The sequence below is a fragment of the Tenacibaculum aquaeponti genome (genome assembly GCF_052084715.1).
Lineage (GTDB): Bacteria > Bacteroidota > Bacteroidia > Flavobacteriales > Flavobacteriaceae > Polaribacter.
On record NZ_CP197288.1, the window covers coordinates 3,433,375 to 3,448,573 of the forward strand.

Here is a 15,199-nt window from a genome sequence, read left to right on the forward strand (position 1 = left end):
GGTTAGTTATGAAAATCGTTATCGCTGGAGGAGCTGGATATTTGGGGAAGTTGCTTACCGAATACTATAGAAAAAAGAAAGAAAATCAGATTTACATTTTAACTAGAACACAACAGTTAAATGTTGAAAATGTAAATTACTTACAATGGGATGGAAAAACAAAAGGTTATTGGACTAACTTTTTAGAAAACACAGATCTATTAATCAACTTAACCGGCAAATCGGTGAATTGTAGATATACAGCTAAAAATAAAGCTGAAATTTATTCAAGTAGATTACAAAGTACAAGCGTATTATGTGAAGTTATCCAAGAGTTAAAGTTTCCTCCTAAAGTTTTTATTCAGTCTTCTTCAGCAACGATTTACAGGCATTCAAAAGATAAATTAATGACTGAAGATGACGGAGAAATAGGAATAGATTTTTCTATGGATGTATGCAAGAAATGGGAACAAGTTTTTAATGCTTTTGAATTACTAAAAACTAAAAAAATAATTACAAGAACATCTATTGTTATTGGAAATAAAGGTGGAGCATTTCCAATAATGAAAAGAATGACAAAACTAGGGTTAGGAGGGAAGCAAGGTGATGGAGAACAATATATCAGTTGGATTTCAGAGCAAGATTATATAAACGCCATAGATTTTTTAATTACTCAAAAATCCGGAGTTTACAATTTGTGTGTTCCTAATCCTATTGAGAATAGAGCATTTCAAAAAGAATTGAGACAAAAATTAAAAGTTCCATTGGGTTTACCATCACCAAAATGGATGTTAAAACTAGGAGTACAATTTATTGGAACAGAAACGGAATTGTTATTAAAAAGTAGAAATGTGTATCCGAAAAAATTATTGGATTTAGGGTTTCAATTTCAAACGGATAATTTTTATGAATTTAAAATATGATGAAATAAGAAAAGTAGTAAATAGAAGTTGAACAATTAAAAATAAAATTATGCCAACAATCATGTTATTCACTAAAATAAAAGCTCCGAAACAATTAGTTTTCGATTTATCAAGAAGTATTGAGTTGCATAAAATTTCAACTCATGAAACAAATGAAAAAGTAGTAGCTGGAAGAAAATCAGGATTAATAGAATTAGGAGAAACTGTTACTTGGCGCGCAAAACATTTAGGAGTTTATCAGAATTTTACATCTAAAATTACAGGTTGTGTTCCGTCGAGCTATTTTGCAGATAAAATGGTGAAAGGAGCGTTTAAGAAATTTAGACATGAACATTTCTTTTCGTATCAAAATAATACCACATTATTGGTAGATGTTATGGAATATATTTCACCTTTTGGATTACTTGGTAAATTTGTAGATTATCTTTTCTTAGAAAAGTACATGATTCGCTTTTTAGTAGAAAGAAATAATACGATAAAGTCTTATGCTGAATCGGGTAAATGGAAAGAGATTATGTAATCTTAACGCGGCATTAAAATTCAGTTTAAAAAGTTGAGGTAATATTATTTAATACATTTGAAATATGAGTTTTTTAAAAGCAGAATGGCGAAAGTTAGTGATGATTAATTATTCAGTTAATCCAGAAATATTACAATCTTATGTACCAAAAGGAACATCGCTAGATTTCTTTGATGGAAAATGTTATGTGAGTGTGGTTGGTTTTATGTTTTTGAACACAAAATTATTAGGTATAAAAGTCCCTTTTCATGTCAATTTTGAAGAAGTCAACCTAAGGTTTTATGTAAAAAGAGAACACGAAGGAGAAACAAAAAGAGGAGTTGTTTTTATTAAAGAAATTGTACCCAAATCTGCAATTACTTTCGTAGCAAATACAATTTATAACGAACATTATGAGACGTTGCCAATGCAACATCATTGGAATATTACTAAGGAAAAGATAAATGTTGAATATAAATGGAAGAAGCAAAAAAAATGGAATCGTATTGCTGTAGAAGCTTCAACCAAACAACAAGAAATATTACCAGGTTCAGAAATTGAATTCATAGCTGAACATTATTGGGGATATTCAGAAAAGAATGTAAGAGAAACTACAGAATATGAAGTAAAACACCCATCGTGGCAGTTTTATCCAGTACATAAAACAGAAGTAGAATTAGATTTCAAAACAAATTATGGAGATGATTTTGAGTTTCTAAAAGATAAAAAACCAACATCAGTATTTTTATTAGAAGGTTCAGAAGTTTCTGTAGAAGGAAAAAAATCGCTGTAATTTTTTTAAGTTTACATTTTAAAACTATGAATAACTATGAAAAAGATATTTGCTTTATTTTTTATAATTACACTTAAAATTTTTGCCAATGGCGGACCAATAGATGGTTCAACGTTTCACAAAACTGGCGATATTATTTTAATGGAACATGCCAGTGTTAAATTAATCAATGAGGATTTAAAAATTAAGTTAGAAGGTGATTATAGCTATGTAATGGTAAATTATGTTCTAAAAAATATAGGTTACTCTAAAGAAGATATTACATATGGTTTTCCTGTAGAATTTATTACTGATTCAGATTGGGGGTTTGATGAAGATTTGTTATCGAATTTTAATTTTTCAATCAATGCTAAACAGTTACCATTTAAAAGTCAAATTGATCTTTCTGTTTTCGAATCTGAGACTAGAAATTTTGATAATGAAAAAGTTTCAGTAAAAAGAAAATGGCATGTGATGAATTTTTCAATAGAAAAAGATGAAATAATTACAGTTAAAGTAAGCTATAAGGTTAAAAACAGTTTTACAGATTGGTCTACAAGTAAAAGCTTTTTTGAAAATTATGATGATAGAAAATTTATTTATGACTTCAGTCCTGCTCATAAATGGGGAAATGGAACAGTTCAAACAATGAATATACAAGTAGATGCTACAGAAGTTATAAATAAAGGAGGAAAGTTAGAGTTTAAAGGAATTGAACTTCAAGAAAACGAAGGCGTTTACTCGCTTAGTAAAAGTAATTTTGATTTAAAGAAAGAATTACCACTATTTGTTTCTTATAGAAACGAATCCGAGAAGTATTCTAAGTTTTTGTTGAAGAATCGAATAGATAAAAAGTATCTTAAAAAGATAAAAGTTTCTTCTCAATTAAAAGGTAATTATAAAAAATCACACTTATTTGATGGTAATTTTAAAACTGTTTGGGTTGAAGGAAAAAAAGGAGCTGGAATAGGTGAAAAAATAGAAGTTGAGTTAGATAATTACAATTTAGCTGCGATTTGTTTAGTCAACGGCTATACTAAAAATGCAAGTACATATTTAGAGAATAATCGTTTAAAAAAGATAAAAGTTGAAATGGAGTTTGTTGATTATAATGATCCTAAAAAGACACAAACCTCAAGTTTCGAAAAAACTTTTGAAGACAAAAAATACTCGAGTATCAATACCAATAATTTTTATGATTTAGTAACCAAGGTTGGAGATTTTGGTGAAGGATATCTGAAAATAAAAAAAGTAACGATTACTATTTTAGAAGTGTATAAAGGAACTAAGTATAATGATACTTGTATTACAGAACTTTTTCTTTTAGGGTATAGATGAAAATAATAAGTTGTTATATATTTCTACTATTCATAGGAAAAAATTCATTTAACTCTAAAATACGAGTATCTATAAATCATAATCTTCCTGTTTATGAATCAACAATTCGAATAATTCAAGGAGATCATATAAAACTAGAAACAGATGCTCATGGAAAGTGGTATAATATCAAGCCAGTTCTAAAAGAATACGATAATTTATCAAGTAAGAAACAAAATATACTAAAGATAGATTATGAGGTTTCTGAAGTACAAAATAAGTCAGAAAATAAAATACTTGATTTATCAAACCTATCATCTGGAACTTATTATTACGGGAGGTTTAAGAATCCTAAAAGTTTAATAAAATCGAATAAACCAATTCATTTTGAGTCTGAATCGATTATTCAAATCATAGTTAGAAGAGATAATTCTTACACTGGTATTTTAACAGAGCTATTAAACTTACCATTTATTATTCCGCCGAAAACTATTCCAGATTATGGACACCAAACTGACTTAGCCATTGGTAGTGATTGCGCTGAATTAGCAATTTATGGTATGAGACAACTAGGACATAAAATTCCTTATTGCGGACCAAGAAATCTCTATAAATATGTAGAAGAAACAGATAATATTAAACCCGGTACAATTCTTCATTTTGGTTTTCAAGTATCGGTTTTATATGAAGACAAAGGTGTGATAGGAAAAATAGACGAAAAAGATCTTTTAATACACGCTTTTGAGAACAAAGTTGAAATTACACCTTTTGGTAAAACCAGTTTAATAAAGTCTCCTTTCAAACTTTATAATTGGAAACTATAATACTTGAATTTATTATTTAGCTTGGGATACGAAGTTGTCTAAATTTTCTTCCCAAGAATAAGGTTTGAATTTTATAAGATGACTTTAAATATTTTTATCTAATTGTGTTTTTCTAAACTAAAAAGATATTAAAAAAGGAATACCAGTTTTTTATTAGAAGTTTCTTAAGTTTCTGTGGAAGCTAAGGAATACTTTAGTAGGTGATATTTAATATATTTGTTTGTACCTATTTTAAAACATGAAAAAAATTCATATTACTGCAACAACAACAGAAGATACTGTTAAACAAATTCAAGAAATTATTGGAGGAAAAATCACTGAAAGATGGGGAGAATATATCTTGAATGTAAATAACGAAAATGCTTTTGGGAAAATTACTTTTATAACTTTTGAATGGGGAGGAAGTCTTTTAGAATATGATATTACTTTTTTTCATGATATTCATTTGATTATGGATACTACAATGTATAATCCTATTCATTTCGTTTACACTTTAGAAGGATATTCTCTACATCGCTTTGAATTAGAAGATAAAAAAAGAAAATTAGATCAGTTTCAACCAGTAATAATTACAAGTAAAAAAGGTGGATATAATTTTGGTTATTTTGAAAAAGATGTGAAAAATCACATTAACCTTATACAAGTAAGTAGAAAAGAGTTTATTAATAAGCGGTTAAATGATGCTTCAATTCTTAATCAAAAACTATATGAAGTATTTCATGATAAACAACATGAAAATACTTTTGCTTACTTTGGAACTTACAATTTAAAACTTTCTAATCTTGTAAAACAATTAAATAAGATAAAACAGAAAGGAATGATTCGCATTCTAATGAAAGAAGGAATCATTTACCAGATCCTATCTGAACATATGTTACAACACAATAAAGATGTTGAAAAACAAAAAGAGTTTGTAACAGATTTAACAAAAAAAGAGATTAAATTAATTCGAAAGCTAGCTGCCAAAGTCACAAAAAATGTTTCTGAAGATTATACAGTAGAACACATGGCAAATGAAATTGGGCTTACTCAAGTAAAATTACAAGAAGGTTTCAAATTATTATTTTCTAGAACTGTAATTGAATATTTAAGACATGTTCGTTTAGAAAAAGCAAGAGATTTACTTAATAATACAGACTATAACATATCTCAAGTAGTATATACCATAGGTTTTAGTAGTAGAAGTTATTTTTCAAAAATCTTTAAGCGTAAATATGGTTTAACTCCCAGTCAGTTTTTAAAAAACAAAAAAGAATCTAAAATTAAGATCGCTTAAAATTTAAAATTATAGCAAGGATTATAAAACCGATTAAAGCAATAACACCTAAAATAACTACAATATTATTGGCTTTATAATATTTTTGATCTATTGGTTTAGAACGTTTTCGTCTAATTTTTAAATATTTATTTATTTTTTTCATATTTCAATATTTACCTATTAAATATAAGTTTTAAATGAGAAAAAGTGATAATTTATATTGATTCATTTATTATAAATTTTTAAATAAATAAAGCTTTTTATTAAATGAGTTAAGAATGAAATTAAATGAGCTAAAGAAGAAGATAAAGCCTGCTTAATTTTGTAATGTATTTGTTTAAAAGCATAAATGCAAGATGTCAAATAGTAAGCATCTAAAAAGCAATTTACTACTCACTTTAAAAACAATATACATTATGAAAAAAGTATTTTTAACAGCTATGATTTTTAGTTTTGGAATGTTATTCTCTCAACAAGATATAGTTAAAACAGATTTTATTAAAATTGTTGAAGAAGGAAAAATAAAAGTTTTAGAAAACGATAAATGAACTTACAGAAATGTAAAAGTAATTACGTTAAAAGAAGCGCCTGTTAGGTTCGATAAAAAAGATCGCTACAAATTAAATCAAGATCGAATAGATACTCCAATAGAAGTAACTAAAATAATTATGACAGATTTTGATAAAGATGAGTATTTCGACCATGCTTATATGGTAAATTATGAATTAGATAAGGAAACTTCATTACTCGCAAAGAAAAAGGCAAATCCAGATATGATATTAATGGATACGACTACGCTAAATAATTTAGATAATTTAACTGGAGAAGTAAGGTTAAATGAAAATCGAGATTTTAAAATTACAGCAATAGACGATAATAACGAGGAGTTTGAGTTTATACTTACAACAACAGATTAAAATATTCAATTACTTTAATACCTAGAGCGTTCTAACTCTTTTGTAATAAACTCGATATAAAGCATAGAGTTTTTATTAAAAATAAAAGTAAAAATAATTTTTACTAAGGATAAAGAAGAGGGATTCAAATTCAATTTATTTACCAATAAAGATTTTCAATAGATTTTGGTTTCCCCAATAATCAGAGTAATACCATTACTCTACTACAAGCTCTGTACATAACAGTGCAGGGCTTTTTTAAAAAACTACGAATAGCAATCCATATAGTGATTGCGCAAAAAACATTAAGATAATGAATTATTTAACAAGAAATAAAGAAGAAAATTTATTAGTAGCTAAACAGTTAAACCAGTTATTAGCAGACTATCATATATACTACCAAAAATTAAGAAATTTTCACTGGAATATTGTAGGAGAAAACTTTTTTAAGTTGCATGAAAAATTTGAGGAAATGTATATCGACGCAAGAGGAAAAATAGATGAAATAGCCGAACGGATTTTAACTCTGCAATTTCATCCAGTCAGCAGATACAGTAGATATTTAAAAATATCATCAATTTCAGAAAATTCGCCATTTCAAACAGATAGAGATATGGTAATGATTTTACTAGAAGATCATAAGAAGTTATTATATCAAATGAATATAGTAATTAAGAAAGCTGAAAAAGTACACGATGAAGGAACAATAGATTTAATCGGAGGATACGTTAAAGATTTAGAGAAAACAAGCTGGATGTTAAATGCTTGGACTAAAAGTAAAGTATCTCAATTAAAGGCCGATATTGTATTAGCCTAAAATTTATAATCAACATAATAACATAAAATATATACATGAAATTATTTCACATTAAAAGAAAAACAAAATTAGAAAACAGATTTTCTCCTAAAATGGGAAGATTAATGACGAAAGTAACATACATCAAAAAATATTTTTTATTTCTACCAATAGCTACGTTACACAAATACAGAGAAACGTATTATGGAGAGGTTAAAATGTGCGATGACTGTCATTTATATATTTAAAAAGAAGAACCTTATGTTTAGAGCATAAGGTTTTTTTTTATTGTGTGAAATTATTCAGGTTCTCTTCCCAAGAATAGGGTTTAAATTTTATTGAATAATCAGAAATATCTTTATTCAACTGTGTTTTATAAATCTTTTTAATTCCCTTAAAATTTCCAAAATCTTTTAAAAACCATTTGAAAAGCATTGTTGTATGAACTTCTTTTTTAGCATGAATATATTCTGTTTCATACTCTAAAAAAGATTGTGTAGCCAAATCGAGTTGGTTATTTATATTTTCAGTATTATAAAAAGCGATAGGAGGACAACTTTTTGCTCCGCAATTTAAAGCAAAATGAATACGATAATCTATTGAATTTACAGCAAGTTGTTTAATTAATTTTGGAGCAAATAAATTAGCTATAAAACCCAATGAATATTTGTAACGATACTTTCTTAAAATCCCGTGTTCTATATCATCTAAACTGAAATAATGTTCAGCTATTTTAATTATTTTTTCAGTATATATTTTAGGTTTAGATATATTAAACTCTTTCCTTAAAATTAAAAAGTAGGCGTTATAAATATTAATCCAAAACGCTTTTTTTTCCTCATCATTTTTTAAGCTATTTATTAATTCATTGAAAGGAGTGAATGAAAGTTCTAACTTTAGCTTCGTCGTATCTTTGTTTTGTTTAACAGTTAGTAAAAGTTGCTCAGAAATATGGTTTAAAGAATAATACTCCATTAGTCTAATTCATAATTAATTATAATATTAGACTGATTCTTCCTAAATGCTTACAAAGTCATTTCAATTATTCACCTATGTTACCAAGTTCAACACCTTCAGAATAAGCAACCTGAATTTTATTATCACTAAAAGCTTTTTTCACGGCCTCATGAGTGTCGAAAGTCACTTGCCAAAAATCTTCAGGATGAACATACGGACGAATCGTTAATTCTATACTGTGAGAATCAAAAGTTTCGATTCCAATTTCAGTTTCTGGTTCCGTTAATATATTATTTACATTAACTAAAGTCGATTTTATAATCTCTTTTACTCTTGGAAAACTTTCAGCATAAGGCATAGTTACGTTAATTTCTAAACGAACCATTCCTTTTTTAGAGTAGTTAGTTACAACTCCATCAGTAATTTTAGCATTAGGAATTATTAATGTTTTATGACCTGGAGAAACTATAGTAGTACTAAAAATCCCAATCTCTTCAACTTTTCCAAACTTTTCTTCAACTTGAATCCAGTCTCCAGACTTATAAGGTTTTAATGTTAAAATTAATATACCAGAAGCAAAATTCCCTAAACTTCCTTGCAAAGCCATACCAATAGCGAAACCAATAGCAGCAAGTAAAGCAACTAAGCTAGATAGGTTTACACCTAAAATAGAAGCAACAATAAGCAATAAAGCTCCTTTCAAAATAAAACTAAGCATAGAAACAAGAAATGGACGAATGGTATCATCGAAACCTGCCTTTTCTAATACTTTAGTTAAGAAATTTACCAATCGGTTTGCTAGTTTCATTCCAATCCATAAAATAAGTCCACCTAAAAGTAATTTAGGGAAATATAGTATGGCTTTTTCTTGAATAAGTTTTAAAACCTCATTGAAATCAATAGTTTCCATATATTGATTTTATTTAAAAGTTAAAGAAATATTTATACAACAGTTAAATTTAATTAATTGAAATGAGATGTCAAGAAAATGATAAGGCTATAAAATATAATTGAACGAAATAGCAGCAAAAAACTCTTTGCCATAATCGCCAATAGTATACATTTTATCAGTTCCGTTAACAATTCTTCTTGCGTTATACCAATCAGATTTATTTTCGTTGAAATAATCTTTTAAAGATTTTCCTGTAAAAACCCCATTAATCATTCCATGGAATAGAATTTTTGTAGCAATTTCTTGATCTAAAGCTAAATCTGGATTGTTAACTAAATCAATTTCTAGGATATCTGAATATTTCTGATAATTTTTTCTCCAAGTTAATTGTACATAACCTCTACCATAATATGTTTGTCCATTTTCTGAATCTGGAATCCCATATTTTCTACCTCTACCTTTTCCATACTCTCGCAAAGGTTTTATCGTTTTATCAGTTTCATGATACGTGGTAGCAAGAACATAAGCGAGCCACCTTACATCTTTTAAATTTTCGTCTTCCCAATAATCTAAAATCTGATTGTAACCATTTACCTGACTTTGTTTTAATCGACCAAAATGTAGTCTTTGTTTTACATAATCAAAGAAGAATTTTCTATTTATCATAACATTATTGTTTAGTTAGCAATTAATAAACCTAAAAGAAGTCCCATTCCAATACCGCCACCAATTAATCCGAAGTTTTTCCAAAATTGTCTGCGTTGAGCGCTTTCTATTTGTTTCATGCTTAACTCCAAAGAAGTATTGGCATTATCTAAGGATTTTTGAGTTAAACTTAAGGTACGATCTGTTTCATCTAATGAAAGTTTTAATTCATTTATTGTTTTTTGAAACAAATCAGATTGCGTTTTAGATTTTAGTTCTAATTGATTGAATAAGTTATTATTTTCTTCTACAATACGTTCATATTTTAAAACAATATTTTCAATGTCTTTACCGAAATCATTTTTAAATAATTCTTTTCGCAATTCTTCATAATAATGAAATCGAATTTGATTTACTAAATGAAGTGAATCGATCTGGTTTATAATAACGGTTCCTTTATTAACAGTGATTGGAAGTTTACGAGAACGAGCATATTCTTTACCAATAGTAATGGTGTCTTTTACTTTATTTTGAGCATAAACACTACTAAAAGTTGATAGTATTAGGGAAATGATGAAGGTTAATTTGATGATTTTTTTCATTATTCAAATTCATTATTTTTTTGACGTAAGTATTCTAATCGGGCAGTAATTTCTTTTTGTTTCTTCTTTATACTTTGGCGATCTGCCCAATCTTTAGGAGCTTTGGCTCTTTTAGTTAAAACAATAGAATCAATTTCTAATTGTAAGGCTTCATTTTTGAATTCATATTTTTTTATAGCAGTTTTTAAACCTTGTATTTCTTTTTGTGCTTTATTATTTAGTTGTTGGGCATTTTCTACTTCACCTTGAGCCTTTTGTAAAGATTCTTTAGCACTTTTTAAATGGCTATCTAAAGTAAAAACTTTTATCAGGTTAAAAACCCCAATAATACAAAGTACTATGAGTAAGACAATGTTTGTTTTTTTCATGTAAAATAGGAGCTTTGGTCGTTTAAATTTAGGGTTAAATTACTCAAAAATCTTGAGGATTTAAGTAATAATATTAAATATTTAAGTATGTTTTTTACGATATAGTAGTAAGCTTAAAATGATAAGAAATGGAATGAAAACACAAATAACTACAGAAGCTTGAGTATAATTTAAACCTATAATTTCGAACCAGTTTAAAAAGTTTACAGATTGTTTAAAGAGATTATCAGAAAATAATTTAAAATCTTTTATAAAAAATAATGTGACGATAACAAAAGCAATAAAGCCTAGAACTACAGTGTAATTTTTTATTATTCTACTAAGTAAATAAAGAAACAAAGAAGGAATAATAATGTAGTACACAATAATGTTGATTTCATTGTAACTGAAGCCCGTAACTTTAGCCATCCATTTTAAGAGTTCGTATACCCATTGAAAGATTTCATTCATTGTTAGTTTTTAATAATTGATTTGTTCTGAAGTTAAATATATCAATAAATTGTCCTATAACTTTGTTATATTGATCTGAGCAAGTATGACAGAACTTAATGATCATTACTTCTTTATTTTGAAAAGTTTTTTTAGCTATAGGAGATTCATTGCAACCAGAATATCCGCCATAATATTCAATTAGAATGGGGTTGTTTTCTAAATAAAAAGAGAGTGAAAGTTGATCGATTCTTTCTTCTAATTCATGTATTTGGTTTACAGTTAATTTTAATTTTTTTTGAAATTGATAAATTCGACTTAATAATGCTATAGAACTCAATTTCCCTTCATATTCACTTGGAAAATATTTAAAATTCGTAATAGTTTTAAATTCTTTAGGTGTATAGTTAATTATTTTATTGAATAACTCATATTCTGATTTAAAATTTTGAGAATATAAATATGAAAAGCTAAGTATAAATTTAAAAAAGGGAAGGAGAAAAAACTTCATAGTTTTACATAATAACAATAGGAACAAAAAATATAAAATAAATTCAAAACTTATAAATAACAGCTTGTTTTTGAGAATTATTTAACTAAAAAAATCCTGAGTAATGTTTACTCAGGATTAAATTTTATAAGTTTCTAAAGGTTAGTTGTGTTGTGGTATTATAATGTATTTTGAATTTTATAATTTTCAACATAAGCTTTTAGAGAATAACCCACTCCAAAACCTAATAATAAACCTGTTATACTACCAAGTAAAATACCTACTGAAAGATTTCCAGTTAAAGTTCCGAAATTAACTCCTAAAGAAGTTCCTAAGCCTGTTGCGAAGATTAAACTAAAAATAAAATACGTCTTACTCATTTATTGTTTTTATAATTTTGATTACACATATAAGAAGAATAATAAGTCTTTTTGTTACAGTGTTTTACGAAATATTTTGTTTTTAGTTATTCTCTAGATTTAAATTTTATCAGATTTTATAAGGCTTACAAATCTATTTTTAGAGATGTAATTTTTAGGGATAATTTTTTCAAATTTTCAGTTTTTGTATCAGAAATATTCAATAGTTTTTATTTGTCGTCAATTACAGCAGGAAGTATATATTCTTGTATTATTTTATCTGCATTAGAATGTGCATTAGGAATATCATATGCAGAAGATGTAATAACTATTACAAAAGGAATATCTTTAAAAATGAAAATTTTATTCCCACCTCTACCACTACAATATGAAACTTCATAACTTTTTTTGTTTATAGTGTATGTTTTATTCCAAAAAAGAAAACCATAATATTCGTGTTCTAATCCAATATTAGTGAGAGAAACTTTTTTTGATAAGGTTTTCTCTATCCATTTTTCATTAAGAATTTGTTTACCTTTCCAAACTCCTTTGTTCTTATATAATTGTCCGTATTTAGCAAAGTCGATAGCTCTTAATTGAATTCCACCAGCTGTGTTTCCCACTTTTTGAGGTGTATATTGCCATTTGTAATTAGTAATTCCAAGAGGTTTAAATAATTTTTTGTGAGTATAAGAAATTAAACCTTCAGGAACTGATTTATGAATTATATCACCCAAAACAACTACTCCAGCAGTAAAGTAAGTGAAATCAACACCTAATTTTTTATCTTTTTCCATGGGTAAGTTCAATGTGAAATTAACCCAGTTTTTAGTTGGATACATTTTTTCTTCATTTCCTGGGCTATTATAATTTGTGTCGTCGCCAAGAAAACCTGAACTCATAGTTAACAAGGATTCTAAAGTGACACTGTCTTTCTTCTGAGTATAGTTTTTAAATGATTTTAAATCGTAAAAATCTTTTAAAAGGGCTTTTTCATTATTAATATAATTTTCTTGAATTGCTATTCCTAATAGTGTAGAAGCAAAAGATTTTCCTACAGATCTAGCATCGTGTAAACTGTTTCTATTTGCACCATTAAAATATTCTTCAATTAAAAGTTCATTGTTTTTTATGACAACAATTCCATTAATTTGATTAAATCTTTTCTCAGCAATTTTTCTATTTAAAGCTTCAATCTTACCCTTATTATAGTTGGCTTTTGAAATTTTCCAATCATTAATTGTTTTTATTTTTTGAACAGGGACTAAATTTTCGTCAATTTTAATTCTAGCGACTTCAATTTTAATAGTTCCTTTAGATAAAACAGGTCCTGTTTTTAATTTTTGATCCTTCAAATAAGGTCTTACTTCTACAGTCAGCGAATGTTTCCCTTCTGTTAAAATATCTTCACCACCACTTAATTTCATAAACTTTAACCACATAAACCAACTCCAAAAATCAATTTGCTCAGGGTAAATTAATGGGAGTATATAGGTAAGTTGATTGGTTTTAGTATCTAAAGTACCGGAACCTTTATTTAAGTTTTCGACATGTACTTTTTTATCATTTACTAAAAAAGTAAATTGAAAATTTCCATTGTCTAATAATTGTTCATCAGTTAAATGAGGAGCTAATTTTTGAAGACTTTTTATAAGTGGTTCTTTTAACGTAAAGTGAATATTTAAAAATTGATCTTTATGTAATGTGAAATCATCTGTATAATTATCTGACGTGATTTTATTAGTTTTGAAATCAGCCTTAGAAAAAAACAAGGTGTTTTCAGGTGTTTCTAATTGATTTTTTTTCTGAGAAGAACTTATAGTATTGCAAGCAATAAAGAGATAAACAATACACAGTAAGTTAAAATTTAATTTCATGTTTATTAGTGTTTTATTGCTAACAAACATAGGTTTAACAAAAAAGTCAAACGCTCCAATTTATAAAATGGGACTCATTTAATACTATTTAGAGTTGTTTTCTATGGACTTTTTATATTGCAAAGGAGTAATCCCTTTTATATTTTTAAATACTCTATTAAAAGTCGTTTTTGAATTAAAACCACATTCAAAAGACAATCCCAATAAAGTAATATGATCATAATTACCACTCTCTAATTTTTTTATAATTGCATTAACACGATATTCATTAATAAAGTCTGAAAAATTTTTATCTAATCCGTCATTAATTACTTTTGATAACATGTTAGGATGCATATTAAGATTATCTGCAAGAGATTTTAAGGTTAATTCAGAATTTAAGTAAAAACGATTCTTTTTCATTTCCTCTTTTAACCAAGATGCTTTTTCAAGAATTTCTTCAGTCGGATCTTCTTTTTTGTGGAGAACCTCTTTTCTGTTTGCTTCTAGGAAAACAATTTCAGATCTTAAAAAAGCTTCAGTGCTAATCCAAATTGTAATTATAGAAAGGGCTATATAAATAGGATAATAATCACTAATACCTAACTGAAAATTAAACACTAAATAATCTATAAAAGTATATGGAAACCATAATATCCAAATTATAGCGAATATGACGATTAATCGATATAACCATTTTAAATTATATGCATCGTTGTCACTATAATTCTCGTTAAGCCAGTTGTGATAAATTCTGATTTCTTTTAAAGCAAAAATACTGTACGAAACAACGGAAATAATAGCAAGAAATTGAATAATTGGAATTATTTGATGAAAAATAGCTGTCTCAATACTCGTTTTTTGATCTGTAAAAGCCTCTATACTAATTAGAAAATGGACACTAAGTTCTATAACTACTGGTAAAAAATGAAGGAGTTCTTTTTTAGAGAAATGAAAACTAAAATTAGTGATTCTTTTTACATAGAAATATACTAATGGACCAAGAGCTAAAGAGTAGTGTAGCGGAATTAAATAAAAATAAGTGAAATAACGAGTGAACTGAAAATCTAAACTTATAACCCAAATATTCCACAAAACGATAATAAAAACAATTAAGCCAAGAAGTAAGTTAGCTTTTTTATTGATACGTTTCGTAAAAATTAGTAAAGTTCCAAATGTCGTACCTATAAAAATCGACGCTACTATAAGAAGATTAAAAATGTTTAAATTTAGTTCACACATTAATTTTAGGTTTGGAATGTATTTTAGTTCAACAATATAATTTCTTTACAGAAAAAGAGCAGTAAAAACTTAACATTTCTACTGCTCTTAATTTT

20 protein-coding genes are annotated in these 15,199 nt (G+C 26.9%); 10 read left to right on the plus strand and 10 right to left on the minus strand.

Annotation, left to right across the window (positions count from 1 at the left end; translation table 11 throughout):
- Positions 1-8 precede the first annotated feature (8 nt).
- The 10 genes from ACSIGC_RS15710 (at position 9) to ACSIGC_RS15755 (ending at position 7,512) form a co-directional block, all read left to right on the plus strand.
- Positions 9-902, plus strand: a complete 894-nt coding sequence (locus ACSIGC_RS15710) for a TIGR01777 family oxidoreductase (protein WP_442265726.1) — start codon at positions 9-11, stop codon at positions 900-902.
- A 49-nt stretch (positions 903-951) separates the two neighbouring features.
- Positions 952-1,422: an SRPBCC family protein gene (locus tag ACSIGC_RS15715; RefSeq protein ID WP_442265727.1), complete on the plus strand. Its 471-nt coding sequence runs from the start codon at positions 952-954 to the stop codon at positions 1,420-1,422.
- A gap of 64 nt (positions 1,423-1,486) precedes the next feature.
- Entirely contained in the window at positions 1,487-2,194 is a 708-nt protein-coding gene (locus ACSIGC_RS15720; protein WP_442265728.1) for a YqjF family protein, read from the plus strand.
- Between the two features lie 36 nt (positions 2,195-2,230).
- Entirely contained in the window at positions 2,231-3,511 is a 1,281-nt protein-coding gene (locus ACSIGC_RS15725) for an NADase-type glycan-binding domain-containing protein (RefSeq protein ID WP_442265729.1), read from the plus strand.
- On the plus strand, positions 3,508-4,314 hold the full coding sequence (locus tag ACSIGC_RS15730; RefSeq protein WP_442265730.1) for a hypothetical protein: 807 nt from the start codon (positions 3,508-3,510) through the stop codon (positions 4,312-4,314). The genes ACSIGC_RS15725 and ACSIGC_RS15730 overlap by 4 nt, the downstream gene beginning before the upstream one ends.
- A gap of 238 nt (positions 4,315-4,552) precedes the next feature.
- Positions 4,553-5,590, plus strand: coding sequence for a helix-turn-helix domain-containing protein (locus ACSIGC_RS15735; protein ID WP_442265731.1), 1,038 nt, complete (start codon positions 4,553-4,555; stop codon positions 5,588-5,590).
- Positions 5,591-5,988: 398 nt separating this feature from the next.
- Positions 5,989-6,120: a hypothetical protein gene (locus ACSIGC_RS15740; protein WP_442265732.1), complete on the plus strand. Its 132-nt coding sequence runs from the start codon at positions 5,989-5,991 to the stop codon at positions 6,118-6,120.
- Positions 6,121-6,240: 120 nt separating this feature from the next.
- A complete protein-coding gene (locus ACSIGC_RS15745; RefSeq protein WP_442265733.1) occupies positions 6,241-6,489 on the plus strand; it encodes a hypothetical protein in 249 nt (82 codons plus the stop codon).
- Positions 6,490-6,781: 292 nt separating this feature from the next.
- On the plus strand, positions 6,782-7,285 hold the full coding sequence (locus tag ACSIGC_RS15750) for a Dps family protein (RefSeq protein WP_442265734.1): 504 nt from the start codon (positions 6,782-6,784) through the stop codon (positions 7,283-7,285).
- A gap of 35 nt (positions 7,286-7,320) precedes the next feature.
- Positions 7,321-7,512 (plus strand): hypothetical protein, encoded by a 192-nt coding sequence (locus tag ACSIGC_RS15755; RefSeq protein WP_442265735.1) that lies wholly within the window; start codon positions 7,321-7,323, stop codon positions 7,510-7,512.
- Positions 7,513-7,549: 37 nt separating this feature from the next.
- Here the strand turns inward: ACSIGC_RS15755 and ACSIGC_RS15760 are convergent, their stop codons facing one another.
- The 10 genes from ACSIGC_RS15760 to ACSIGC_RS15805 all read right to left on the minus strand — a co-directional run bounded on the left by ACSIGC_RS15760 (position 7,550) and on the right by ACSIGC_RS15805 (position 15,104).
- Positions 7,550-8,239 (minus strand): DUF547 domain-containing protein, encoded by a 690-nt coding sequence (locus ACSIGC_RS15760; protein WP_442265736.1) that lies wholly within the window; start codon positions 8,237-8,239, stop codon positions 7,550-7,552.
- 67 nt (positions 8,240-8,306) lie between these two features.
- Entirely contained in the window at positions 8,307-9,131 is an 825-nt protein-coding gene (locus ACSIGC_RS15765; protein WP_442265737.1) for a mechanosensitive ion channel family protein, read from the minus strand.
- Between the two features lie 87 nt (positions 9,132-9,218).
- A complete protein-coding gene (locus tag ACSIGC_RS15770) occupies positions 9,219-9,779 on the minus strand; it encodes a glycoside hydrolase family 19 protein (protein WP_442265738.1) in 561 nt (186 codons plus the stop codon).
- 11 nt (positions 9,780-9,790) lie between these two features.
- Positions 9,791-10,360, minus strand: a complete 570-nt coding sequence (locus ACSIGC_RS15775) for a hypothetical protein (RefSeq protein ID WP_442265739.1) — start codon at positions 10,358-10,360, stop codon at positions 9,791-9,793.
- The gene (locus tag ACSIGC_RS15780; protein WP_442265740.1) at positions 10,360-10,728 is read right to left on the minus strand and encodes a hypothetical protein; all 369 of its coding nucleotides are present in this window, start codon (positions 10,726-10,728) and stop codon (positions 10,360-10,362) included. Before ACSIGC_RS15780 ends, ACSIGC_RS15775 begins: the two co-directional genes overlap by 1 nt.
- An 81-nt stretch (positions 10,729-10,809) precedes the next feature.
- Positions 10,810-11,178, minus strand: a complete 369-nt coding sequence (locus tag ACSIGC_RS15785; protein WP_442265741.1) for a hypothetical protein — start codon at positions 11,176-11,178, stop codon at positions 10,810-10,812.
- Entirely contained in the window at positions 11,171-11,668 is a 498-nt protein-coding gene (locus tag ACSIGC_RS15790; RefSeq protein ID WP_442265742.1) for a hypothetical protein, read from the minus strand. Before ACSIGC_RS15790 ends, ACSIGC_RS15785 begins: the two co-directional genes overlap by 8 nt.
- 158 nt (positions 11,669-11,826) lie before the next feature.
- Positions 11,827-12,027, minus strand: coding sequence for a hypothetical protein (locus ACSIGC_RS15795; RefSeq protein ID WP_095073506.1), 201 nt, complete (start codon positions 12,025-12,027; stop codon positions 11,827-11,829).
- A gap of 209 nt (positions 12,028-12,236) precedes the next feature.
- Positions 12,237-13,883 (minus strand): serine hydrolase domain-containing protein, encoded by a 1,647-nt coding sequence (locus tag ACSIGC_RS15800; protein WP_442265743.1) that lies wholly within the window; start codon positions 13,881-13,883, stop codon positions 12,237-12,239.
- Between the two features lie 84 nt (positions 13,884-13,967).
- Positions 13,968-15,104, minus strand: a complete 1,137-nt coding sequence (locus tag ACSIGC_RS15805; RefSeq protein WP_442265744.1) for a helix-turn-helix domain-containing protein — start codon at positions 15,102-15,104, stop codon at positions 13,968-13,970.
- Positions 15,105-15,199: the final 95 nt, after the last annotated feature.